Origin of the sequence: Microbulbifer echini, from assembly GCF_041447225.1 — a bacterium.
Classification (GTDB): domain Bacteria; phylum Pseudomonadota; class Gammaproteobacteria; order Pseudomonadales; family Cellvibrionaceae; genus Microbulbifer; species Microbulbifer echini.
In genome coordinates this window covers 63,915-87,294 of the sequence record NZ_JBGMEL010000002.1, presented here as the reverse complement: position 1 = coordinate 87,294, position 23,380 = coordinate 63,915, and the positions used below count along the sequence as shown (strand labels likewise).

General features: G+C 50.3%; 25 protein-coding genes. 6 read left to right on the top strand and 19 right to left on the bottom strand.

Going from position 1 to position 23,380, the window contains the following annotated elements:
- Positions 1-10: 10 nt before the first annotated feature.
- Genes ACCI51_RS02500 through ACCI51_RS02490 form a run of 3 tightly spaced genes read right to left on the bottom strand, consistent with a single transcriptional unit; the run spans position 11 to position 2,533 of the window.
- On the bottom strand, positions 11-1,105 hold the full coding sequence (locus tag ACCI51_RS02500; RefSeq protein WP_371842484.1) for a COX15/CtaA family protein: 1,095 nt from the start codon (positions 1,103-1,105) through the stop codon (positions 11-13).
- A 10-nt stretch (positions 1,106-1,115) separates the two neighbouring features.
- A complete protein-coding gene (locus tag ACCI51_RS02495; RefSeq protein ID WP_299583772.1) occupies positions 1,116-1,757 on the bottom strand; it encodes a hypothetical protein in 642 nt (213 codons plus the stop codon).
- A gap of 11 nt (positions 1,758-1,768) precedes the next feature.
- Complete coding sequence (locus tag ACCI51_RS02490) at positions 1,769-2,533, bottom strand: SURF1 family protein (protein WP_371842483.1); 765 nt, start codon at positions 2,531-2,533, stop codon at positions 1,769-1,771.
- 33 nt (positions 2,534-2,566) lie between these two features.
- Here ACCI51_RS02490 and ACCI51_RS02485 point away from each other — a divergent pair, with 33 nt between their 5' ends.
- Positions 2,567-2,791 (top strand): DUF2909 domain-containing protein, encoded by a 225-nt coding sequence (locus ACCI51_RS02485; RefSeq protein ID WP_299583778.1) that lies wholly within the window; start codon positions 2,567-2,569, stop codon positions 2,789-2,791.
- A 51-nt stretch (positions 2,792-2,842) separates the two neighbouring features.
- Here ACCI51_RS02485 and ACCI51_RS02480 read toward each other — a convergent pair whose 3' ends face one another.
- From ACCI51_RS02480 to coxB, 4 genes are read right to left on the bottom strand one after another with little or no spacing between them, the layout of a single operon-like run.
- Entirely contained in the window at positions 2,843-3,733 is an 891-nt protein-coding gene (locus tag ACCI51_RS02480) for a cytochrome c oxidase subunit 3 (protein WP_299583781.1), read from the bottom strand.
- 5 nt (positions 3,734-3,738) lie between these two features.
- Positions 3,739-4,311, bottom strand: a complete 573-nt coding sequence (locus ACCI51_RS02475; RefSeq protein WP_299583784.1) for a cytochrome c oxidase assembly protein — start codon at positions 4,309-4,311, stop codon at positions 3,739-3,741.
- Between the two features lie 14 nt (positions 4,312-4,325).
- The gene (gene ctaD, locus ACCI51_RS02470; protein WP_371842482.1) at positions 4,326-5,876 is read right to left on the bottom strand and encodes a cytochrome c oxidase subunit I; all 1,551 of its coding nucleotides are present in this window, start codon (positions 5,874-5,876) and stop codon (positions 4,326-4,328) included.
- A 16-nt stretch (positions 5,877-5,892) separates the two neighbouring features.
- A complete protein-coding gene (gene coxB, locus ACCI51_RS02465) occupies positions 5,893-7,038 on the bottom strand; it encodes a cytochrome c oxidase subunit II (protein ID WP_299583790.1) in 1,146 nt (381 codons plus the stop codon).
- Between the two features lie 803 nt (positions 7,039-7,841).
- Between coxB and ACCI51_RS02460 the strand changes: the two genes are divergently transcribed.
- A complete protein-coding gene (locus tag ACCI51_RS02460; RefSeq protein ID WP_371842481.1) occupies positions 7,842-9,182 on the top strand; it encodes an MATE family efflux transporter in 1,341 nt (446 codons plus the stop codon).
- Between the two features lie 230 nt (positions 9,183-9,412).
- On the opposite strand, the gene ACCI51_RS02455 is transcribed toward ACCI51_RS02460, so the two are convergent.
- From ACCI51_RS02455 to ACCI51_RS02445, 3 genes are read right to left on the bottom strand one after another with little or no spacing between them, the layout of a single operon-like run.
- Complete coding sequence (locus ACCI51_RS02455; RefSeq protein ID WP_371842480.1) at positions 9,413-10,243, bottom strand: hypothetical protein; 831 nt, start codon at positions 10,241-10,243, stop codon at positions 9,413-9,415.
- Positions 10,240-10,518, bottom strand: coding sequence for a YheV family putative zinc ribbon protein (locus ACCI51_RS02450; RefSeq protein WP_299583799.1), 279 nt, complete (start codon positions 10,516-10,518; stop codon positions 10,240-10,242). The genes ACCI51_RS02455 and ACCI51_RS02450 overlap by 4 nt, the downstream gene beginning before the upstream one ends.
- A gap of 36 nt (positions 10,519-10,554) precedes the next feature.
- The gene (locus tag ACCI51_RS02445; RefSeq protein ID WP_371842479.1) at positions 10,555-12,603 is read right to left on the bottom strand and encodes a M3 family metallopeptidase; all 2,049 of its coding nucleotides are present in this window, start codon (positions 12,601-12,603) and stop codon (positions 10,555-10,557) included.
- A 65-nt stretch (positions 12,604-12,668) separates the two neighbouring features.
- Between ACCI51_RS02445 and ACCI51_RS02440 the strand changes: the two genes are divergently transcribed.
- The 3 genes from ACCI51_RS02440 to ACCI51_RS02430 all read left to right on the top strand — a co-directional run bounded on the left by ACCI51_RS02440 (position 12,669) and on the right by ACCI51_RS02430 (position 14,767).
- Positions 12,669-13,223 (top strand): gamma carbonic anhydrase family protein, encoded by a 555-nt coding sequence (locus tag ACCI51_RS02440; protein WP_299583804.1) that lies wholly within the window; start codon positions 12,669-12,671, stop codon positions 13,221-13,223.
- A gap of 24 nt (positions 13,224-13,247) precedes the next feature.
- Complete coding sequence (locus tag ACCI51_RS02435; protein ID WP_299583807.1) at positions 13,248-14,162, top strand: LysR family transcriptional regulator; 915 nt, start codon at positions 13,248-13,250, stop codon at positions 14,160-14,162.
- 86 nt (positions 14,163-14,248) lie between these two features.
- Positions 14,249-14,767: a hypothetical protein gene (locus tag ACCI51_RS02430; RefSeq protein ID WP_371842478.1), complete on the top strand. Its 519-nt coding sequence runs from the start codon at positions 14,249-14,251 to the stop codon at positions 14,765-14,767.
- A gap of 37 nt (positions 14,768-14,804) precedes the next feature.
- Here the strand turns inward: ACCI51_RS02430 and ACCI51_RS02425 are convergent, their stop codons facing one another.
- The 9 genes from ACCI51_RS02425 to ACCI51_RS02385 all read right to left on the bottom strand — a co-directional run bounded on the left by ACCI51_RS02425 (position 14,805) and on the right by ACCI51_RS02385 (position 22,631).
- Positions 14,805-15,206 (bottom strand): hypothetical protein, encoded by a 402-nt coding sequence (locus ACCI51_RS02425; protein ID WP_299583814.1) that lies wholly within the window; start codon positions 15,204-15,206, stop codon positions 14,805-14,807.
- 107 nt (positions 15,207-15,313) lie between these two features.
- Positions 15,314-16,141 (bottom strand): shikimate dehydrogenase, encoded by an 828-nt coding sequence (aroE, locus tag ACCI51_RS02420; protein ID WP_371842477.1) that lies wholly within the window; start codon positions 16,139-16,141, stop codon positions 15,314-15,316.
- Positions 16,138-16,590: a hypothetical protein gene (locus ACCI51_RS02415; RefSeq protein WP_299583820.1), complete on the bottom strand. Its 453-nt coding sequence runs from the start codon at positions 16,588-16,590 to the stop codon at positions 16,138-16,140. Before ACCI51_RS02415 ends, aroE begins: the two co-directional genes overlap by 4 nt.
- A gap of 29 nt (positions 16,591-16,619) precedes the next feature.
- Positions 16,620-17,525, bottom strand: a complete 906-nt coding sequence (gene hemF, locus ACCI51_RS02410; protein ID WP_371842476.1) for an oxygen-dependent coproporphyrinogen oxidase — start codon at positions 17,523-17,525, stop codon at positions 16,620-16,622.
- Positions 17,526-17,553: 28 nt separating this feature from the next.
- Entirely contained in the window at positions 17,554-18,120 is a 567-nt protein-coding gene (locus tag ACCI51_RS02405; RefSeq protein ID WP_371842475.1) for an L-threonylcarbamoyladenylate synthase, read from the bottom strand.
- A gap of 13 nt (positions 18,121-18,133) precedes the next feature.
- On the bottom strand, positions 18,134-18,649 hold the full coding sequence (purE, locus tag ACCI51_RS02400; RefSeq protein WP_299583829.1) for a 5-(carboxyamino)imidazole ribonucleotide mutase: 516 nt from the start codon (positions 18,647-18,649) through the stop codon (positions 18,134-18,136).
- A gap of 150 nt (positions 18,650-18,799) precedes the next feature.
- On the bottom strand, positions 18,800-20,233 hold the full coding sequence (locus tag ACCI51_RS02395) for a catalase (RefSeq protein ID WP_371842474.1): 1,434 nt from the start codon (positions 20,231-20,233) through the stop codon (positions 18,800-18,802).
- Positions 20,234-20,322: 89 nt separating this feature from the next.
- The gene (gene dprA, locus ACCI51_RS02390; protein ID WP_371842473.1) at positions 20,323-21,468 is read right to left on the bottom strand and encodes a DNA-processing protein DprA; all 1,146 of its coding nucleotides are present in this window, start codon (positions 21,466-21,468) and stop codon (positions 20,323-20,325) included.
- Between the two features lie 92 nt (positions 21,469-21,560).
- Positions 21,561-22,631: a LysM peptidoglycan-binding domain-containing protein gene (locus tag ACCI51_RS02385; RefSeq protein ID WP_299583838.1), complete on the bottom strand. Its 1,071-nt coding sequence runs from the start codon at positions 22,629-22,631 to the stop codon at positions 21,561-21,563.
- 183 nt (positions 22,632-22,814) lie between these two features.
- On the opposite strand from ACCI51_RS02385, the gene def reads away from it, so the two are divergent.
- Positions 22,815-23,321 carry a peptide deformylase gene (gene def, locus ACCI51_RS02380; RefSeq protein WP_299583841.1) on the top strand — a complete coding sequence of 169 codons (507 nt, stop codon included), beginning with the start codon at positions 22,815-22,817 and terminating at the stop codon, positions 23,319-23,321.
- Positions 23,322-23,380: the final 59 nt, after the last annotated feature.

Sequence of the window (23,380 nt, the reverse complement as noted above, 5' to 3'; positions counted from 1 at the left end):
TACCGAGTATTTACAAGTTACTAACAAGCACCGATTCACTCGAATTCGTTAAATTCTTTAAACTTCTTTCTCTAGCTTTCATCTTTTTAGCGACATGAATCCTATAACAAAAAGTGATAATTCCAAGTAATAACAGAGCCGCACCTGCATTGTGTGCCACTGCTATAGGCAAAGGTAAAAACATAACAACATTTGCAATTCCCAGACCTACTTGTAGTAATAACAAGCTACTGAGCAACAGCGCCCATCGACGCGCCCCGGCTCTCCAGGTATAAAATACAAGGATCAACATCAATATTGTCACAAGTACTGCACCAAAACGATGGGTTAAATGAATTGCCGTTCGCGCATCGTTTTCCAAAGCACCCCCTAAATAGTTCGGTCCTATTTGTTGGCTAATATTAAATCCGGTATCGAAATTAGCTTGAGGAAACCACTGACCATGACAAGTAGGAAAATCCGGACAGGCCAAAGCAGCATAATTAGAACTGGTCCATCCACCTAGGGCAATTTGTACAATAATCACAAGTGCTGTTAGAAAAGCAAGGGGACGTAAGTTACTTAGGGCAAGGTATTTATTTAAATAACGGCGAGATCCCTCATATCTCATACGTTCTACGAGTAACCAAAGCATAGACAGTGTTGCCATCCCCCCAAGTAGATGCGCGGTAACTACCTGAGGCCAAAGCTTTAAAGTGACCGTCCACATCCCGAAAGCCGCTTGCAGAATAATTAATGCTAATAAGAAATGTATATGCTTGAAGGTAGGCTGCTTGGTCCAGGACCAGGACAAAAAGGCCAGTGCAGCGACCAATAACAGCAGGACTCCGGCAAAATATCGATGTACCATCTCAGGCCAGGTTTTATTGGCATCTACAGGTGCATCAGGAAAGGCTTTATTAGCTGTTTGAATTTCATGAATCTCATTTGGCCAAGTTAGATGCCCATAACAACCTGGCCAGTCAGGGCAACCTAAGCCAGCATCTACCAGCCTAGTAAATGCACCTAGTACAACTACAACGACAGCCAGAGCACAACCGCTCAGAGCTAACCTGTATCGCCAGCCATAGCGAAAATTTATTTTCTGCAAAGAATTCATTTTCATCAAACTCCCCTTAATTTTCGTAGGAGTATTTCAGTAAACGCTTAATATCTTTTAGGAGTTGATTACCGCTATGATGATTGTCATAGGCCATCATAGCGAAGCCTTCCTGATCAATTAGTAACGCCTTTACTTCATCTACACTTGAGTGAGCGGTCAACTCCTGTAAATGATGTAAACTACTGTCATTCATCTGTAGTACTTTCAAGCGTGGGTGTTCTTTTTTTAATTTTTCTTGCTCGTCTAAAGACAGGGTTTCACTAATGACAAGGAGTCGCTCAACACGACTTGCTTTTTCACCTAAGCGAATATGAACCTGGCGACTGGTATACAAGAGTTTTTCACATTCTTGTTCACAAGCCGAGCCACTTAAGATCAGATAACGCCACTTGGGCGAACTACCTTTTAAAAGTGGAATTTCTTCTTCATTACGGGTTACTGTCAAATCTGAAATTTTTATAGGTGGTTGAATTAACTCCCCCTGATTGATCGTTTCAGAGGGAATACCTAAGCCTGTATAAAATACCACATAGGCTGCAGCTATCGGTAAAAGTACAGATGCTACAATAGACAACCCCTGTACTTTTCTAGATCTAAAAACACCTTTATTTTCAAGATTGCTTTTATAAATGGAAGAATTTTCTTTTGTATCCATTGTTATATTCCTCAACGATTTATCATTATTATCTTTCTAGAGAGCCTAACAATCTCAGTAGCAGAAAACATCCAAAGGATTATTAAAGCTATCGCCATGCTAAACCATTGCACTGCATATGCCCTATGACGTTCTGGGCCACTATTAGTGAATTTCCACCCAGTTACAAACGCGGAAATGGAATCAGAACTGATCCTTATAATCCAATTATTTTCACTTACCTGTAAATGCCTAGTGAGATTTTTATCTATGGACTGTACTCTTCGGATATTGTCCTTTTCCTTTTCCTTTTCCTTTTCCTTTTCATCTACCGAATTAGAATTTGAGACTGGAGAAATATAACCTATAATTTTTATTGTATTTCTCGGATAGCTAATTTCAGGTAAAATTTGTCGACTCTCCGTTTGCGGTACCCATCCTCGATTAATCAGCCAGCGTCGATTATTTGAAATAAATAGCTGCAACACTTCATAGCCAGCGCGCCCTTGACGAGTACGGTTATCAAGAAAATAATATTCCTCGGTGTAGTGACCAGTTAAGACCACGGGTATAAATCGCTCTAACTCTACGCCTGTATCCGGGTTAATAGGTTGAGATGACAATTTTTCATCGAGTTCTTTTTTTATAATTTCCTTGTATTCAGCCCTCTGCAACTGCCAACTTCCAAGAGCAATTAAAATAGGCAAAATCCCTGCAGAGAAGAGGGTTATAGGCCAGTTGCAAATCAGTGGTACACTGTTTTTTTTCTCAGAAACTGATGGTATCTCTAGTGTCATGAGTTACTACATTAAATAGTGGAAAATAAATATATGTGGTTAAAAATTGTTATTGTAGTTCTATTTCTTGCGGTGTTAGTCAGCCTTTCTAGTGCTCTATTTTTTCTTTTGCGGGATATGGGAGCATCGCATTCCAAGCGTACCCTCTATGCTCTTGGAATTAGAGTTACCCTGGCCGCCTTGCTTTTATTGGCCATCTGGTATGGATTTGAAAGTGGCATACTGGCAAAAAGTGCACCTTGGGCTAATAAATACTAATTTTTCCACCCCTGTGGCTTCTTCCAGGGGCGGATCAGTATTTCTTGAAGGTTATGCACCTAGAACGTACACAAAAATAAATAAACCAACCCAAACAACATCTACGAAATGCCAATACCAACTTGCTGCCTCAAAACCAAAGTGATCATCAGGCTTAAAATGCTGTGCTATGACAGACCGTAACAACATAATCAGTAACATGATGGTTCCAAGTGTCACATGAGCACCATGAAAGCCTGTCAGCATGAAAAAAGTTGTACCATAAACGCCTGATTCCAAAGTAAGTCCTAAGTGTTGATAGGCCTCATAGTACTCTTGAGCTTGCAGATAAATAAATACGCCGCCAAGTATGACTGTACCGCCTAGCCACATATTAAATTTTCCACGCTCGCCTTTCTTTAGAAAAACATGTGCAAAATGCACAGTGACACTGGAAGTTAAAAGAATAATCGTATTCCACAGCGGAAGATGCCATGGATCAATAACATCTTTTGGCCCAACAAACTTTGCCGTATCTCCATGGGCGGCAGCATCTGGAGTTACATAGAGTGGCCAAGAATTTTCAAACCCTTCCCACAGCATATTTGAAATTCCATTATCACCCTCTCCAGCTAACCAAGGGACTGAGAAATTCCTGATGTAATATAGGGCACCAAAAAAAGCGGCAAAGAACATGACCTCGGAAAAAATAAACCATCCCATACCCCAAACATATGAGCGTTTCAATTGCTCACTGTTGAGACCCGCCATATTTTCCTTAATGACAGCGGCAAACCAAAACCACAAAACAGATGCCAGAAAGAGTGCGCCCGTAAAGAAAATATAAGAACTACCACCATTGATCCAATTCGCAGCACCAAAGGCCATCAAAAATAAACCGATAGTAGCAAATATCGGCAGCTTAGATTGTTCAGGAACGTAATAACTGCTTTCACTGGCCATAATGTTTATCCCTCTCGCGCAGATTCGGTATTATTTTTATCGATATTTTTAGAAATTCTTCCCGTAACATCGAACAGCGTGTAGGAAAGGGTTATAGTATTCACATTTTCCGGAATATCTGGATCTACGATAAATCGGAGTGCTAATTTCGCTTCTTCCCCAGCTTTTAAGACTTGTTGATTGAAACAAAAACACTCAGTTTTGTGAAAAAATTCGGCCGCTTTGAAAGGAACCAAGCTGGGAATAGCCTGACCAATCATATCTTTTTTTGTCGGATTAAAAGCGTGGAATACTGTATCTGCCGCTTCACCGGGATGTACATCTACGGACCTTACACTCGGTGAGAATTTCCACGGCATGTTGTCATTATTACTTGCAACGAACTGAACCGTAATGGTTCTACTCTCATCTATGGCTGCCGGTACTGCCACATAGCGCCCCCCAGTTTTTCCATTTAGACCAGTAATTTCACAAAAAGCATCATACAGCGGCGGCATTACAAATATAGCGAAAACCAGCATACTGGCGGCTAGCGCCAGTAACTTCACTGTTATTTTGGTATTTTTGCTAAATTTCATTAGTTATCCAACTCTTAACGAAGAATTGGAGGGCTGCTGAAAGTGTGGTATGGAGCGGGTGATGGTACGGTCCACTCTAATCCCTGTGGATTCTCCCAGACCTGTTCGGAAGCCTTTTTTCCACCCATAACTGTACGAACTACATTAAACAAAAATACCACCTGTGCAGCACCGAATAAAAAAGCCCCCATACTGGCCATCTGATTAAAGTCGGCAAACTGCAAGGCATAGTCGGGTATTCTTCTCGGCATTCCGGCTAACCCAACAAAATGCATCGGGAAAAAAGTAAGATTTAAGCCAACAAATGCCATCCAGAAGTGAACCTTACCCATTGTTTCGTTGTACATATTTCCAGTCCACTTGGGAAGCCAGTAATAGACTCCCGCAGTAATTGAAAATATGGCGCCGGGAACCAGTACATAGTGAAAGTGCGCAACGACAAAATAGGTATCGTGGTATTGGAAGTCCGCTGGAGCTATTGCCAACATCAGACCTGAGAAACCGCCTATGGCAAATAGTATGATGAAAGCTATTGCAAATAGCATCGGAGTTTCAAAGGTCATGGACCCTTTAAACATCGTCGAAACCCAGTTAAAGATTTTTACTCCAGTGGGGACAGAGATCAACATGGTCGCATACATAAAGAACAGTTCACCAGCGATTGGCATTCCAACGGTAAACATATGATGCGCCCATACGATCAAACTCAAAAAAGCAATAGCGGCTGTGGCATAGACCATAGAGCTATAACCAAATAAAGGCTTTCTCGCAAAGGTGGGTATGATCGCAGAGATAATCCCAAAAGCCGGCAGGATCATAATGTACACTTCTGGATGACCAAAGAACCAGAAAACATGCTGAAATAGAACCGGATCACCACCACCTGCGGCACTAAAGAAGCTGGTGCCAAAATGGATATCCATCAACATCATAGTTACCACACCGGCCAACACCGGCATCACTGCAATCAAAAGATAAGCAGTAATTAGCCAAGTCCAAACAAACAATGGCATTTTCATCAATGTCATGCCGGGGGCACGCATATTCAGGATGGTTGCAATAATATTAATCGCACCCATAATCGATGAAGCACCCAGAATATGCACAGAAAATATAAAAAAAGTGACGCTTGGAGGTGCATACTCTGTAGAGAGTGGAGCATAGAAAGTCCAACCGAAATTTGGTGCACCTCCCTCCATAAAGAGCGTGGAGGCCAGCATCGCGAAACCAAAAGGTAGTATCCAGAAGCTCCAATTATTCATTCGCGGTAGTGCCATATCAGGTGCACCGATCATCATCGGTATCATCCAATTGGCCAGTCCTACAAATGCTGGCATTACTGCGCCAAAAACCATGATCAGACCATGCATGGTTGTCATTTGATTAAAAAATTCCGGCTGTACTATCTGTAATCCTGGTTCAAAAAGTTCCGCGCGTATAATCAACGCCATACAACCGCCCAGGAAAAACATTGCGAAACTAAACCATAGGTAAAGAGTTCCTATATCTTTATGATTTGTGGTGTATAACCAGCGTTTTAAGCCAGGTTGAGGTCCATGTGCCATGTTAAAATCCCCCTCGCTACTGCTTATTCTTGAAATTAAGGATATCAACGGGCTGAACCGTATCGCCCATCTCGTTGCCGAATGCATTGCGCTGATAGGTGATCACCGCAGCAATATCCACTTCGGATAACTGCTCCCCAAATGCTTGCATGGCTGGATTAACCTGCGACCCATCTATTACCATATCGAGGTGAGTATTCAGAGGGCCGGTTGCAATTTTTGATCCCGCAATCGCCGGAAATACGCCGGGAACACCCTTACCATTTGGCTGGTGACAGGCCGCACACATGCTCGTGTAAACTTTTTCACCCTGAACAAAAAGTTCGTCAAAAGTAAACGTCTTACCTGTGAGTTCACGCATTTTTACGGCCGAGGCTACCCGACCATCAAGCCAAGCTTTGTATTCATTTTGAGGAACTGCCTTTACTACAATGGGCATGAATCCATGATCTTTACCACAGAGCTCTGCACATTGACCGCGATAAATTCCCGGCTCTTCAATACGTGTCCAAGATTCATTGATAAATCCAGGTATCGCATCTTTTTTTACAGCGAGATCCGGAACCCACCACGCATGAATAACATCATTGGCGGTAATCAAAAAACGAATCTTTTTCTTAATCGGAACCACTAGTGGCTCATCTACCTCCAACAAATAGTTAGGATTTTTTGGCTGTTGATTATTGATTTGTGTACGAGGGGTAGAAAGATTCGAAAAAAATGAAATATCTGAGCCAATGTAGTCGTATTTCCACTTCCATTGATATCCCGTAATCATGATATCTAAATCTGCTTTATCGGTATCATAAATATCGTAAAGCGTCTTAGTTGCGGGAATAGCCATGAGGATCAGAATTACAGTGGGAATGATTGTCCACACAAGCTCCACTGCGGTGCTCTCATGAAATTGTGCAGCCTTATATCCCTTACTCTTGCGGTGCCGCCACATACTGTAAAACATGACGCCAAATACAAGGACACCAATGACAACACAAATCCAAAAAATCAGCATGTGTAATTCATAGGTGGTCTGGGCAACTTCAGTCACCCCCTTGGGCATATTAACCCCCCAGCGCTCAACAGCCTGCTCTTCCGCCAGTACAGATTGGGCGGATAGCGAAGCAGCCAGCAAGGCGAATAGCCGGTCAAAGCCTTTCAACATCGCCTACAGATCTCCGTGGTTGCGGGTTTCCTTGGGAATCCCGTAATTTTATTTTGGCCGCCGGCCTTCACGGATAGCTGAAATAGCCCTGTGTATATCCTCTACAGGGTTAATTCCACGTAAAGTTTGTGGACATACTGTTGTATTACAAGACTTCTTACACTGCGCGGGAAGACATTCCCGCAATACTGCTGTCAGCGCAACTTGTTATTTTTTTACCTCAGATGTCGTCGCCCGGAAGGTACAACCAACAACCTGTGTTTCTATATTTGTCGCAACTACTGCAGGTACAACAGGAACATATTGACAATGGAAAGTCAATCAGCACTTATAGCGATTAATTATGATGGTTGAGCCCCACTTGATAAAAATTTTCAAATATATTTAACCATTCCTTAAGAAAGATTGATCAGACCTCACGCAAAAGTACGTATTTTGTCTCGATACGATTTTTTTATGTGAACCAGATCATTAATAAAGCCCCTCCTAGGGAGAAATTTTTCCTCTGGTACCACTTTATTTCTTGATTGCAGACTGGATAAACATTACTCCTTTTGGAATAGGTTAAGGATCTATACGAAATAGCTTGCCAAAGCTGACAATAAGGTATAATCGTTAGCTTAGTGACAAATGATTTTCACGCCATAAAATTTCTTTACCCACACATCTCATTCAGACCTGATCGTTAACTGGCAATGTGGTAATTGGGACTTTTATATTTCAGCGATTGCGCATTGATAGCCATTGTCATTATCCCTAGCTGAATGCTAATCCATCTGAGCAGTAACTATTTAGTGACCTCTATGCAGTATCCCCAAATCGATAATAAGAACCTGGGACGGGTTTGGAACCTTGCCTGGCCAATGATCCTGAGTAATATTTCTGTTCCACTTTTAGGGGCTGTTGATACTGCAATTCTTGGCCATCTTTCCTCTCCAGAGTACCTATCGGGAGTTGCCATCGGTGCAAGTGTTATGTCTATGTTGCTATGGGCCTTTGGCTTCCTTCGCATGGGAACTACAGGCCTTGTAGCCCGTAGCCAAACAGGTGGCGTGGAGTGGTTACTACGTGCGCTGTTATTGGCTTTGGTTTTGGGCGTATTATTAATCCTTTTAGCTTATCCGCTACTCGAGCATATCATTATCTGGATGAATGCCAGCAGTGAAGCTAGCCCTCATGCACTGGCCTATTTACAAATTCGCCTAATCAGCGCTCCGGTGGCATTGGCTAATTTCGCCATTCTTGGCTTTTTTATTGGCAGACGGGATAGCCGTGCGCCGTTGTATATTTTGCTTACAGCCAATCTATTAAATATTGGCATGGACTTCCTTCTTATTGTCGGCTTTGGATTAGGGGCTAAAGGGGCTGCCATTGCCACCGTGTGCGCTGATGTTTTTGCCTTTCTGATGGGGTTAACATTATTGATCCGGGTAAATAAAAATATCTGGCAAGCTATTTTATCTTATTTACACAATCGTCAGATTTTACCCTGGATTGAATGGGGACCATGGCTAGAATTGGTACATATCAATACCGATTTATTTGTGCGTACCTGCCTACTATTATTAACTCTCACTTTCTTTACAGCCCAGGGGGCAGCACAGGGAGACTCTGTATTGGCAGCGAATGCTATTTTATTACAGTTGTTGATGATTACTTCTTACGCATTAGATGGTTTTGCCCACGCGACAGAAGCGTTGGTTGGAGAATCCATTGGGAAAAAGTCCAACAAATTATTTCATGAAACGGTATCTGCGGCAGGTATCTGGGCTTTAGGTAGTGCTTTATCCCTGACCGTGCTACTGATACTGGGTAAGCCTTTTATCATTGCGCTGTTTACAGATATAGATTCTGTTATTGAGCAGATAAATTCTGCCTATTGGTGGTTGTGTGCCCTTCCACTACTGGCAGTCTGGAGTTATCAGCTCGATGGTGTATTTATTGGCGCCGCCAAGAGTCGGCAAATGCGTGACACCATGTTGATTGCCACGATCTTTATTTTTTTCCCCTGTTGGTGGCTAACTCAAAGCTGGGGTAATCATGGTATCTGGTTTAGCCTATTTTTATGGATGAGCGCACGATCTATTGGCCTTATTTTTTATTATCACTACTACACTGTAACCAAATCCTGGGTGTGCGAATAATTAGCTGATTGGCCGTATTATCAGCCTTATTCCTTTACCTCTGCAGAAAATAAAAAATGGTGTCACGGTGATATTGAGTAGATACTAAAACACAACAGTGTCTGCAGTATTATCATACAACTAAACACTTGACATTTAGCTTTCAACTATTTTAGATAAAAATCAGTATTACTCTCAAGTTGGTAAATAATGAGCGGGCGAAATAATAATTCACACCCGCTCACCATTTTTTATAAATCTGGATTCTGTATCTGCTTTTTCATCAAAATCTGAGTGAAGTTCGCAAAAAATGTAGTTTCTCCCTGCAAAATTATACGATTCAATCCTTCTACTTTACTTCTCAAATTCCGATCATAGAAATATAAGCTACCGCTGCGTACTGTATAGGCTTTAGGGTTCTCCGCCATTAATTGATAAAAACTTGAGAGTCTTTCAAGATATACGTTAGCGTTTTCCAGTGAAAATTTACCGTGCTGATAGTAATCCAGAACTTCTTTATTTATCTGTTGTAGTAAAAATTCTTTTTCGTCCCCAGAGAACGGTTGGGCTTGTATCTGGGTATTAATATCGCTTCGTAAATCTTTCAAGTATCTATCGGCCGCTTGCGCGGACTCTCTAAGAGCACCAATAGTTTTCTTGCGCTTTCTTAGTGATTTACGGCTTTTAAACGTTGTAGCATCTGACATTTCAGATGAGGCAAGATCGGCCAATGGCCTAAATATAGTGACATGCTGTAGATTGCTATTAACCGTCAACTTATCACAAACTTTTAACGCAAAACTCCATTTTTTGAACGATCTTCCATCTAGAATTTTTTGTGGTAAATCCTCTATATTCGCATTGAGTATACGCTGCTGCTGTAAATAATAATCCGGCCTTAAATTCCAGTCATTTGCCTGTAAACGGAACAGACTTAGTATTCCCTGATTGACGCAACTGGCCAACAGGTGAGAAGCCTGCTCTAATTGTTTCTTTTGCGTTTGTTGATAATTATTTAGGCCGTACAGTGCCGCAGCAATCACGATAATAAGCACGACGAAAAGTATGATTATTTTTTTCACTTTTTATTTTTATTTTGTGGCTGGATAAATTTAACAGGCTCTTCATTCACCTCTTTTTTCTTCGCTGTACTCACTCGAGTAATTAATTCAGAGGGGGCGGATTGCAAACGAATTTCATCCTTGAAACCACAGGACACACATTCCCGATAGTTTTTCCCTTCCTCCTGATAATTCACTATTCTGTCCATTTCGCTGCAGCGCGGACAAACCGCGCCGGCGATAAAGCGCTTTTTGGAAGATTTTTTTGGCTTTCCAGGATTATTTTGATCGATCATGATTACTGCTCAACATGTCATGATGTGATGGCCCTTTCAGACCGGACTAATATTCAACTCAAGCTGCTCTATACCCGAGTGACGTAATAGGGCATCAATATCGGGTTCTCTCCCACGAAACTCCACAAAAAGATCCAAGGCATCTCGACTGCCACCCTGTTCAAGAACTGAATGTAGAAAGTGCTCTCCTGTGGCCCTGTCAAAAATACCCTTCTCTTCAAACAGGGAAAACGCATCGGCCGAAAGTACTTCCGCCCACTTATAGCTGTAATACCCTGCGGCATAACCCCCCGCAAAAATATGGCTGAATCCGTGCTGAAAACGATTCTCTTCGGCAACGGGGACGACAGCCACCTCTGAGCGTACTTCGGTTAATAGCTGCTGAATTTTTTCAGCATTCATTGTCTCTTCACTGGCGTGCAGGCGGAAATCAAACAGGGCGAACTCGAGTTGGCGCACTGTAAACATAGCCGACTGGAAATTCTTTGCCTCCAACATTTTATTCAGTAGCTGCGGCGGTAGTGATTCCCCTGTTTTGAAATGTGAGGAGATCATTTCAATTGCCTGCGGTTGCCAGCACCAATTCTCCAAAAACTGGCTGGGCATTTCCACCGCATCCCAGGCTACACCATTAATTCCCGACACTGCCGCTACATCCATTTGTGTCAGCATGTGATGCAAGCCATGACCAAACTCGTGAAACAATGTCGTGACTTCATAGTGTGTTAACAGAGAGGGCATAGCGCCCGCTGCGGGACTAAAGTTGCACACCAGATAAGCGATGGGTAACTGCAAGCCATTCGCACTGTCGCGACGTGTAGCGACAGTATCCATCCAAGCCCCACCGCGCTTTTTCTCCCTGGCAAAGGCATCCAGATAAAAACCTGCGATACGCTCGCCTTCTCTGTACAGCCAGAAGAACTGTACATCTTTATGCCAGGTTGCCACAGACCTGTCCTCCTGAACGGAAATGGCAAAAAGTTTTTCCACTACGGTAAATAGGCCCTCAACCACTTTTGCATAGGGAAAATAGGGGCGCAGCTCTTCCTGGCTTATGGCATAACGTTGTTGCTTGAGCTTCTCTGCTACCCAAGCAATATCCCAGGGCTGGAGTTCATTGAGGTTGTACTCTGCTTCGGCAAATACGCGTAGCTCCGCCATCTCGCGCTCGGCCGCGGGTTTTGCTCTCTGTGCTAGGTCGTTGAGAAACTCCAGTACGCGCGGTGTATCGGGGGCCATCTTACTGGCCAGTGACAATTCGGCGTAATTAGACATACCCAGCAGCTGGGCCTGCTCTGCCCGCAACGCCAGAATAGCCTCCATCACCTCTGAATTGTCATACTCACCGGCATTGGGGCCAACCTCTGAAGCGCGACTGACAAAAGCGGTGTGTACCCGCTTACGCAGCTCGCGATTGTCCGCATGAGTCATTACCGACAGATAGCTAGGCCCGTCGAGGGTAATTAACCACCCCTCCTTGTCCTTGTTCTGTGCGGCACTGCGCGCTGCAGCCACAGCGGTCTGCGGTAATCCGTTTAATTCTGACTCCTCCGAGGTATGCCAGGACCAGGCATTCGTAGTATCCAATACATTATTGGCAAATCGACTGGAGAGTTCTGCCAAGCGCTTGCTGTTCGCGGCAAATTGCTCTCGCGCCTCCCCCTGCAGACCAACTCCGCTCAACTCAAAATCCCGCAATCCCAGCTCGACAGATTTCTTGTGTGGCTGTGACCAGTTTTGAAAAGCCGGCGATGCCGCCAGCTGTTGATAAACCTGATACAGCTCGCGATTTTGGCCCTGTTCCGTCCAGTAAGCGGTGACTTGCGCGAGCGCCGCTTCATAGGGAGCACGCCACTCGCCACTCAGCACACTGTTGAGGTGACTGATCGGCGAAAATGCGCGATTCAGCTGGTCCTGGGCCTCTTCGAGCGGTACCAGGGTGGTCTCCCAGCCCGGGGTTTCTAATCCCCGTAGTAATTGCTGCTTACAGTTCTCGATCAACTGTGCAATCGCGGGCTCCACCTGTTGGGGCTGCAGTTGGTTAAACGGGGGGAGTAGGGGGATATTCAACAGTGGATTGGACATACGGGACCCTGTGCTCAAATTAGGATACAGCTATGATAGAGGATTCATTGTACAGGAGCTCCTTTATGTCCCCACTGCGCAGCCTCAATGACTCTGTCAGCGAGAAATCCCCACAACTCGGCAATCGCGTTTTTATTGATCCGCAGTCGGCTGTGATTGGTGATGTCACCCTTGGAGAGGATTGCTCCGTGTGGCCCATGGCGGTGGTGCGCGGCGATATGCACCACATCCAAATAGGCGCGCGCACCAGTGTACAGGATGGTGCGGTATTACATATTACCCATGCCGGGCCTTTCAACGCCGATGGTTGGCCACTGACCATTGGTGAAGATGTCACTATCGGCCACAAGGCCTGTCTACATGGTTGTACCATTGGCAACCGCGTTTTGATCGGTATCGGTGCAATTGTACTGGATGGTGCCGTCATAGAGGACGAGGTCGTATTAGCCGCGGGGGCATTGGTGCCGCCGGGGAAAACCCTGGAGAGCGGTTACCTCTATGTAGGCGCGCCCTGCCGCAGAGCGCGCCCCCTGTCCGAAAAGGAGATGGCTTTTTTCCGCTATTCAGCGCAAAACTATGTGAAGCTGAAAGATCAATACCTACAACAAAGCCGCGATTAATCCATTGCATATCAATCGAAGAGCATGCTCACTCTGAACACTGACCAGCTACATACTTTTGTGCGCGCCTGCGAACTGGACTCCTTTTCCGCCGTCGCCCGAGAGTTGGGGCGCGCGCAATCCTCGATAAGTGCCAACATCCAGAATCTGGAGTTAGACCTGGGGCTTGAGCTTTTCGATCGCAGCGGAAAATACCCCCGCCCCACGGCGGCCGCCCAGGCCCTGTTGCCGCTGGCCCGCCAGGCCCTCGGCCAACTGCAGCGTTTCCAGCAGGCCGCAGATTCTTACCAGCGCGGCGAAGAGCCGCTGCTGCGCATTCTGTTTGAGGAGCTGGTGATGCCGGACCGCCTCAACGATGTGCTTGCCACTTTCAGTCATCGATTTCCCCACACCCAGTTACAACTGAGCAGTGCCAGCAGCGAGCAAGCCGTGGCGTGTGTAAGCCGTGGAGAGGCCGATTTCGCTTTTGTAACAACCAGAGATAATTATCCGAGCGCGCTGGATTTCAATACCCTCGGGCGACAACAAATTCTCTGTCTGGCGCCTCCCGATCACCCATTGGCTCAACAACAGCCTGCTTCGCTCAGCGAAGCGGCCCGCCACCGGCAAATAATTGTTGCAGGGGTGAACAGCCAGCACCGTTGGCAACTCTCGGCACAAACTTGGATCTGTGATTCTCTGTTACAGGCCTTGGATCTGGCCTGTAAGGGGATCGGTTGGGTCAATGCGCCCTATGAGCTGGCCCGCCCTTTCCTGAAAAGCGGTAAATTGGTGGAGTTGAAACTGACTAGCGCACTGAGCACTTGGAGTCTGGATGTCGACCTACTGTGGTCTGCAAAAAGCGCCCAGGGGCAGGCTGGGCTTTGGTTCGCCAGGGAGGCCCGGCGCTTATATGGCAACTATTACAGCCCACCTATCGCGTTTTCCGATAGAACCTAATTTCTCTACAAAAAAATTTCCGATAACACTTGGCTACAGGGCCCGCAGGCCCGATTCCGTAAAACTGGCAATCAGGAGCCAACACGATGAATGAACAGCAGCGGCTAGAAGAAATGGACGCCTTCTCCCAGAGATACCGCTACGACATGGATTATCTTCGGGAGTTTTTACGCAGCTCTCCTGAGGGTTTTGAAAAGTTTGCCAATTTCCAGCCTTTATCCATGCACCGGGAGTTTTTGCCTCTGGAGGTATTTTGGGTCAGTAAACTGGCGGCCATGCAGGTTGCAGACTGCGGCGCCTGTCTGCAGCTAAATGTGCGTATGGCTCTTGAAGCCGATGTAGAGCCACACCTGGTCAGAGCCTGTATTCAGGGCGGGAGTAATTTGCCCGAGCCGCTCAAGGATATTTTTGACTTTGCCACGGCGTTGGCCAGCTACAAAAACATCGATCCGGTTCTGGACCAGCGTATCGGCACTCAGCTGGATCAAAGGCAACGCATCGAGTTGGGCGTCAGTGTCGCTACCGCCTCTGTGTATCCCACCATAAAACGGGCCATGGGCCACACTCAGAGCTGTAGCCTGATCGAAATCGAATTTGAAGCCTAATCACACAAGCCGCCGCAAAAAATGTGCGGCGGCGTCTTCATTTACCCTGCAGTCGCAGCAACGCAGAAGCGGCAATGCCGCCGATGGCACAGGCGAGAATAATCACTAGCGGAGTCATAGCCCCCAATGCAAAAGCGCCGTAGTCATAACCCCGTTGCGGTAACAGGTAGAGCAGCAGCACACCGGCCGGTAGCAGTGATAACAGGGCTCCACGCAATAGCCAGGCATTGCGCAAAGGCAACAGAAATAACAATCCACAGAGCCCCCCCCAGACAATGCGCTGGTAGAGATAGGTATTACTCAGGTGTGGAGCCAGGTCTACCCCCAGCCACCGAGTGAATCCGTAGCTCCCCATGGCCCACAAACCCAGCGCATAGCAGAGGCCGCCGAAACACCCCACCGCAAAGCATATAGAGAGATTACGCAACCAGTCGCGCACAGCCTATTTCCTCGTCATTGTTGTTATTGGTTGATCCGGCAAGCTAATGCCGCCAGCGAACGGAACCGGTCCGTGCGGTAGTAATGGGTTGATCTATCTGCAGCGTTTTATTGTCCGCTTAGCAGTGCCCGACGCAATTGCGCCTGTACCGGCTCAACCAAGGGCGCCACACCTCGCCACAGGAAGAAAGCTTCCGCCGCCTGCCCAACCAGCATGCCAAGTCCATCTGCCGCCTCAACTCCCTGCTCGCGGGCCCAGTGTACAAAAGGCGTCGGCGTGGCACCGTAAACCATGTCATAGGCTCGACCACTGCTTGTAAAAAGATACTTAGGCAGAGGTGGCAATTGATTATCCAGGCTCGCCGAGCTCGCGTTGATTACCAGATCAAAGCCGCTACACAACGGCTCTAAACCCCCGCCGCTTAAGGCGCCATAGTGGGAAAATTCATCGGCGAGCTGGCAGGCTTTGGCTGCGGTGCGATTGGCAATATGTAACTGTGCGGGACGTTCAGCTAATAGTGGCAGAAGGGCGCCACGGGCGGCGCCACCCGCGCCCAGGAGCAAGACCCGCTGATCCTGAATTGCCCAGTTCAGATTATCGCGGATATCCGCTACCAGCCCTGCGCCATCGGTATTATCACCGAGCAAGCGCCCATCTTGATCGCGCATCAGGGTATTCACCGCACCGGCGGCGGCGGCGCGTTCGGTAAGCGCATCGGCCAGCTCACAGGCTTGCAATTTGAACGGCACGGTGACATTCAGGCCGCGGCCGCCCTCGGCAAAAAACGCGGATACCGTTTTGACAAAACCATCCAGCGGGGCGAGCAGCTTCTCGTAGACAAGATCCTCTCCCGTCTGCTCGGCAAAGGCGATGTGAATTTGCGGGGACAGGGAGTGCTCGATGGGATTGCCTACAACGCCATAGCGGTCGCTCACGACGGCCCCCTCTTACGCGCCCTGACCGCCTCACGAATCTTGGCGCTCTCATCAACGATCACCAGACCGTCGATCCTGAGTCCCTGCTCGGTATCGGTGAGCAGGTAACGGGTATAAGAACTGTACAGTTCGATAGCCTTACCGCCCTCTTCCTGGCGGTGCAGAAAGGTCCAGCGCAAACTGGCAAGGCTCATAAATGCATTCAGCTCGATAACCTCCGTCACGGTGCCGAGGATCTGGCACACTTCGAGGCGCCGATAGGCGTTGAGCAGCTTCTCGACCTGTTGGACAAAGGCACCGCGATCCACGGCCAACTTGGCCCCGTCCTCTCGGTAGTAATGCAGGGGAAAGCGGTAATAATCCGCTATCTGCTCGGCATCGCCGGTTTCGAAATGGCGCCTGTAATCCAGGAAGAGAGAATTGATATTTTCCAGTCGCGTTTGTTGCACAGCGAACCTCCATAGTGCCCGATCCAGGCCTATACCCAATCCCGATGCGGCAGAAAATCCGTGTAAAGCTTTTCCTCTGGGGAGCCCGACTCGGGGTGCCAGTCATACTTCCAACTGACCATGGAAGGCAGTGACATCAGGATGGACTCGGTACGTCCGCCGCTCTGCAGGCCAAACAAGGTGCCCCGATCAAACACCAGATTGAACTCCACATAGCGACCGCGGCGGTACAGTTGGAAATCCCGCTCGCGCTCACTGTAAGGGGTATCTTTGCGTTTCTGTAAGATGGGCAGATAGGCATCCAGATAACTGTCACCCACAGCGCGGGTCAGTGCGAAGGCGTTTTCAAAGCCGCCCTCATTGAAATCATCAAAGAAAAGACCGCCCACTCCGCGGGCCTCATCCCGGTGCTTCAGGTAGAAATACTTGTCGCACCACTGCTTGAAACGCGGGTAAATCTCTTCACCGAAAGGCGCGCAGGCACTCTTTGCGGTACTGTGCCAGTGCACCACATCCTCTTTAAAACCATAGTAAGGCGTGAGGTCATAGCCCCCACCAAACCACCAGATGGGTTCGGCACCGGGCTTTTTAGCGACAAACAGTCGCACGTTGGCGTGGCTGGTAGGCACATAGGGATTGCGCGGGTGGATCACCAGGGAGACACCCATGGCCTCAAAAGAGCGGCCGGCCAGTTCAGGACGGCTGGCCGTTGCTGAGGGCGGCAAACCATTCCCATAGACGTGGGAGAAGTTGACCCCACCCTTTTCGATCAGGTTTCCCTCCTCCAGTACGCGGGTTCTCCCACCGCCACCGCCGGGTCGCTCCCAGGTATCCTCGTGAAACGCTCGGCCATCCTCGCCACCCAGGGCGTTGCAGATACGATCCTGTAGATCCAGCAGATAGCCCTTAACTTCCTTGGTATCAATATCACTCATGGGGAAACACTAACTCGCTTTAAAGAAATCAACCGCCCGCGCGCAATTGCTCCCCACTGAGGAGGTCGCGGATTTCACTGGGTGCGCTGCGCCCCCCAGTGGAACCGCCACCGACATAGTCGAGGGCATCGCCGAAATAACGGAGTACCTGGTATTTATGTCGAGCGGGTTGGCAACCCGCCGGATTGGCCGAGGTGGATACAATAGCACCGCCAAAAGCCCGTGTTAACGCAGCGGTGAATGAATGGTCAGTATGACGCAGGGCCACTGCGGGATGGGCGCCGCACACCCAGTAGGGGATACGATCCCGGTGGGGCACCAGCCAGGTCACCGGTCCCGGCCAGGTTTTGCGCAGTTGCTCGCGCTGTTCAACACTGAGCGGATCGAGCAAGGTGCTAAAACTCGCCTCCTCACCGGAAACCAGGATCAAGCCCTTTTCCAGCGGACGAGTCTTCAGGCGCAGTAAGCGCCTTACCGCCTGCAAGTTATTCGGGTCGCAGGCGAGACCCCACACAGACTCGGTGGGGTGGGCAATAACGCCGCCCGCTGCCAGGGCGCGGGCGGCCTGCTTTACAGCGAGCGGAGAATACCTCATAGCAGCGTCGCTGTTATTTGGCTTTGCGCTGCTGCAGGTCTTTTTGCAGCTGGGCATCCTTGGCGATAATCGCCTCGGCATTGGCGCGGCGCTCATCTACCAGCTTCTGGTGCATCTCCGCATCGGAGGAACCGATAATCTGTGCGGCCAGGTAAGCAGCGTTCTTGGCGCCGGCTTTACCGATGGCCACAGTGGCCACAGGAATACCACCGGGCATCTGTACGGTGGACAGCAGCGCATCCAGACCATCGAGAGAAGCATTGATCGGCACACCAATCACCGGCTTCAGGGTAGTCGCAGATACCGCACCGGCCAGGTGTGCAGCCATGCCGGCGGCACAAATAAACGCGGCACAACCGCGCTTGTCGGCATCCGTGACATAGCTGTGCGTCGCCTCGGGGGTACGGTGGGCGGAGGTGACTTTCACTTCAAAGGGAATGTCGAACTTCTCCAGTACGCCGAAGGCGGCTTCCATTACTGGCAGGTCGGAGTCAGAACCCATTAGGATCGCTACAAAAGGCTTGCTCATTTCAACTCTCTTAACTGTCAAAGCGGGGGAAGCGCGGCAATCTAGCGGATTGCGCAGCCGGGCACAAGATGTTGCCATTCACAGCCCTTCAGCGCAGCGGATTCTGCACATTGGCTCTTGCCGGTGACCGCCAGCGACACAAGGTCCCACTTAAAGAGCCGATTTAACGCCAGCTGCATAATCTGGATGTACCTTGTGAAATTCTGCCAGCTGCCGCTGTATTATTCTATCCGGCACTCCCGCCATCGCCCTGGCAATATTGCCAAACAGCCGCTGTTTTTGCGCATCATCGAAAAGGTCGAAGAGCGCTCGCACCTGGCTGTAGTCGTCATTACCCTCTCGGTGGTCGTAGCGATCCGCAGCACCCGTTAGCGCCAGGGGTGGCTCTTTCACACTGGGGTCCTCCTGCGGGCCGCCGAAGCTGTTGGGCTCGTAGTAGGCGTCGGGGTTACCGGTGCGAATCCCCGTGGAGTTCATCTCGCCATCGCGGTAGTAGTTGTGCACGGGACAGTGCGGTGTGTTTACCGGCAGGTTCTCATAGTGGGTGCCCAGGCGATGGCGGTGGGCATCGGCGTAAGAAAAAACTCGCGCCTGCAGCATCTTGTCTGGGGAGAAGCCGATACCCGCCACAGTATTCGAGGGAGAAAAAGCAGCCTGCTCCAACTCGGCGAAGTAATCGTCTGGGTTGCGATTCAGCTCCATCTCGCCAACCTCAATTAACGGGTAGTCTCCGTGGGGCCACACTTTGGTCAGATCGAAAGGGTTGTAGGGTGTCTTGGCGGCATCGGCTTCGGGCATCACCTGTAATTGCAGGCTCCACTTAGGGTATTCGCCTTTCTCAATGGCTCCGAACATCGCCTCCTGGTAGCTCTCTCGAGTGCGGCCAACCACCGCTTCCGCTTCCGCATCGGTATAAAACTTGTGCCCCTGGCGGGTCTTGAAATGAAACTTCACCCAGAAGCGCTCACCGGCGCTATTCCACAGGGAGTAAGTGTGGGAGCCATAGCCATTCATGTGCACTGGTGAGATCGGCAGACCGCGATCAGAAAACAGAATCGTGACCTGGTGCAGGCTCTCCGGCGACAGCGACCAGAAATCCCACATAGCGGTGGCAGAACGCAGGTGGCTGCGCGGGTGACGCTTTTGGGTGTGGATAAAATCGGGAAATTTATACGGGTCGCGCACAAAAAAGACCGGGGTGTTATTACCAACCAGATCCCAGTTGCCCTCTTCGCTGTAAAACTTCAACGCAAAACCGCGCACATCACGCTCGGCATCTGCCGCCCCCCGCTCTCCCGCAACAGTGGAAAAACGTGCCAGCATGGGAGTTTCCACCCCCACCTGTAACACCTTGGCACAGGTGTATTTGGCGATATCCCCGGTAATACGCAGGGTGCCATAGGCCCCCCAGCCCTTGGCGTGTACTGTGCGCTCGGCAATGCGCTCGCGGTTCTGATGCGCAAGCTTTTCCAGCAACTGGTAGTCCTGGATTAATAGTGGTCCGCGGGGGCCGGCACTCAGGCTGTTCTGATTGTCCGCGATGGGTGCGCCACCATCGGTGGTGAGTTTTGGTTTATCCGCCATGACCTGCCTCCTGTATTCGAGTTCACTGAGTATTAACGCAGTGTCTGGACTTGGCGAATCTGTCGGCGGCTGGAACCTCTGCCGCCCCTTCAGCTAGCCACGCCCTCCCCCTCGCAACAACAGGCCGCGCCCCGGACGGTCAACTGATAGCCACCGGGTAATTGCTCCAGCAAGCCCTCCAGTTCCATTTGCAACAACAGCGCCATTAGCTCACCTGGACCCTCCCCGGTCTCCCCAGCCAACTGCTCGATACTGCGCGGACCTCCCTGCATAGCGAGTAACAGACGCCGCTGGCGATCGTCCAACAGAATGGCCGGCGCAGGCTCAGTCGCACTCGGCTCAGCCAGCAGACCGCCAAGCTGGCCGACGACATCGCCACTGGTCTCCACCAGCGTCGCTCCCTCTCGGATCAGGTGGTGGCAACCCCGGGCCATGGGGTTGTGAATAGAGCCGGGTATGGCAAACACCTCGCGATTTTGCTCCAGAGCCAGACGCGCGGTAATCAGGGAGCCCGAGCGCAGCGCCGCCTCGACCAACAGTACCCCCATAGAGAGCCCACTGATAATGCGGTTGCGGCGGGGAAAGTTCTTGGCCTCGGCGCCGCTCTCCAGAGGTAACTCGCTGAGGATAGCGCCTCCCGCAGCGAGGATTTCATCGGCCAGCGCGCGATTTTGGCGTGGATAAATACAGTCCACCCCGCTGCCCAACACGGCAATCGTGGCCCCCGTACCCCGCAGGGCGCCTCGATGAGCCGCCGCATCCACACCCAGCGCGAGCCCCGAAGTAATGGCAAAGCCGGAGCGAGCGAGTTCCATGGCAAAGCTGCGGGCGTTATCCAGGCCCGCGCTGGTCGCGCGGCGCGCACCCACAATAGCGATCTGTGGTAGAGCCAAAATTGCACGGGGTCCGCGCAAATAAAGCAGAGGCGGCGGCCGCGAGATTTCCATGAGCAGGGGTGGATAGTCGCTATCGCTGTGGCACACGAGCTGCACACCGCGCTGTACACAGCGGGCGCGCTCACCCTGCACCCATTCGAGCAACTCGCTCTGCGCGCCTAGACGACAGAATTCACGCCACTGGGATTGGGCGCGAACCGGCAGTTTGCTCAACATGGCTTGGGGGAGTTGCAGGAGGGCCCGATCCGGGCTGCCGAAGTGATCCAGTAATTGCCAGTAGCGCGCGGGGCCCAAGCCTTCGAGGCGTAGTAGGGCCATGCTGGCGGTCAACGCATCCATGCGGCTCACCGTTTGTCTGTTTGAGAAGAGGGGGGTTGTGTCCAACGGGGCGACGCTCCAAACAGCAAGAGCGCCGCATTCAATTCCAATCGCTAGGGATTACGCACCAAGTCCATCACCTCCAGGGGGCGATCGGCTTCGAGAATCAGGGCCAGGCTCATTTTCTCAAAGGTACGGAACACCATCATCTCGCCGGCGCGCTCATCGGGCAGTTTTACACTGTCGCCGGCAATACGATCGCGCACCAGGGAGCCGCGCTTGTACACCGCCATCATATTGCCCGGCACTATGCCATCGCGATCGCCCAGGTTGAGGATGACCACATCGAATTTACCGATTTGGGTCACCCCCTCATCCACACCGACAATCAGACCGTCCACCGTGACTGCCGGAGCGCTGGGGTGGAACAACGCATCAATGGAGCGCTCCTCCACCGGCATCAGGCGATCCTCGAGGCGAATCTCGCGGGCGGTACTGGCCACCCCCAGGGTCGCGACGGAAAAGCCCGGCAGGTTATCCGGGTCCAGCTGTAACAGGTCAACTTCACCCACACCCAGAGCCTGGCGCCCCAGGGTCTCATTGCTCACAGGGTCAACGTACACAGGGCCCGGCCGATAGAGGCCATAGGATGCCAGGGGTACTTCAAATTCACCGCGGGCGTAGATAGTGTCGCCCGCGCCCATAAGGATATGATTATCGGAGCCGGACACAATATAGGGGGTGCCCTCGAAAGCACCGGGCTCGACAATGCGCGTGCGCGACAGGAAGGCATTGATCGCATCCAGGGGAATCGCCGGAATCGCATCCTCCACCGCTTCGCGGCGGATCTGCGGCGTCAGGCGATTGCCGTTGGCACCGGGAGACAGCTGATAAGCGCGGGGGCCGCGCTGCAGCTGCAATTGCGGCTGGCCATCTACATATACCAGGCGCAGGCTGTCGCCCGGAAAGATCAAATGCGGATTTTCCACCTGTGGGTTCACCTGCCAAATCTCCGGCCAATACCAGGGCTGGATCAGGAATTCACTGGAGATATCCCAGAGGGTATCGCCCTTTTGCACCACATAGGCATCCGGATGGCTGGGGTTCAGACGCACCTGATCCTGCGCTTGGGTGCCAAGGGCGACCGCCAACATCGAGACGGCGGCCAGGATTATTTTTTTCATGGAAGCATTCCTATGCTCTTTATCGCTATAATTCTCAGCGCCGGGACACCCTCCTTAAGGGGAAGTGGCCGGCCCCGGGCGCGAGGCGCCAGCGAAAATCGGGGTCCACTCGGTAAATATTGAGCGCGATCATAATGTTATCAGCGCACGTTCAACGAATACTAGAAGTTTGTCACAGGTGTTATGGCTAAACTCGAGATACTGGAATTTCCCGATCCGCGCCTGCGCGAGGTCGCTAAACCCGTCACAGAAGTGACCGACACTCACCGTCAGCTGCTCGACGACATGTTCGAAACCATGTACGCAGCACCTGGCATAGGTCTCGCTGCCACCCAGGTTAATGTGCACGAGCGCATCGTGGTGGTGGATATCTCCGAAGACAACAGTGAGCCCTACGGATTTATCAATCCCGAGATCGAAGTACTGGATCCGGAGATCCATCAGTACGACGAGGGCTGCCTGTCGGTACCCGGTTTCTACGAGACCGTGGAACGCCCGCGCAGGGTGCGAGTCAAGGCTCTGGATCGCGACGGCGAACCCTTTGCCCTCGAGGTGGAAGGTCTGCTAGCCGTGTGTATTCAGCATGAAGTTGACCACCTGGACGGCAAGCTGTTCGTCGACTACATCTCCCCGCTCAAGCGCAACCGCATTCGCTCCAAGCTGGAAAAATCCCAGCGTCGGCGCGCCTGAGTCAGAAATTGGCCGCCGGCACGCCCGGCGCCACCGCCATCCCCGATCTGAGAACCAGC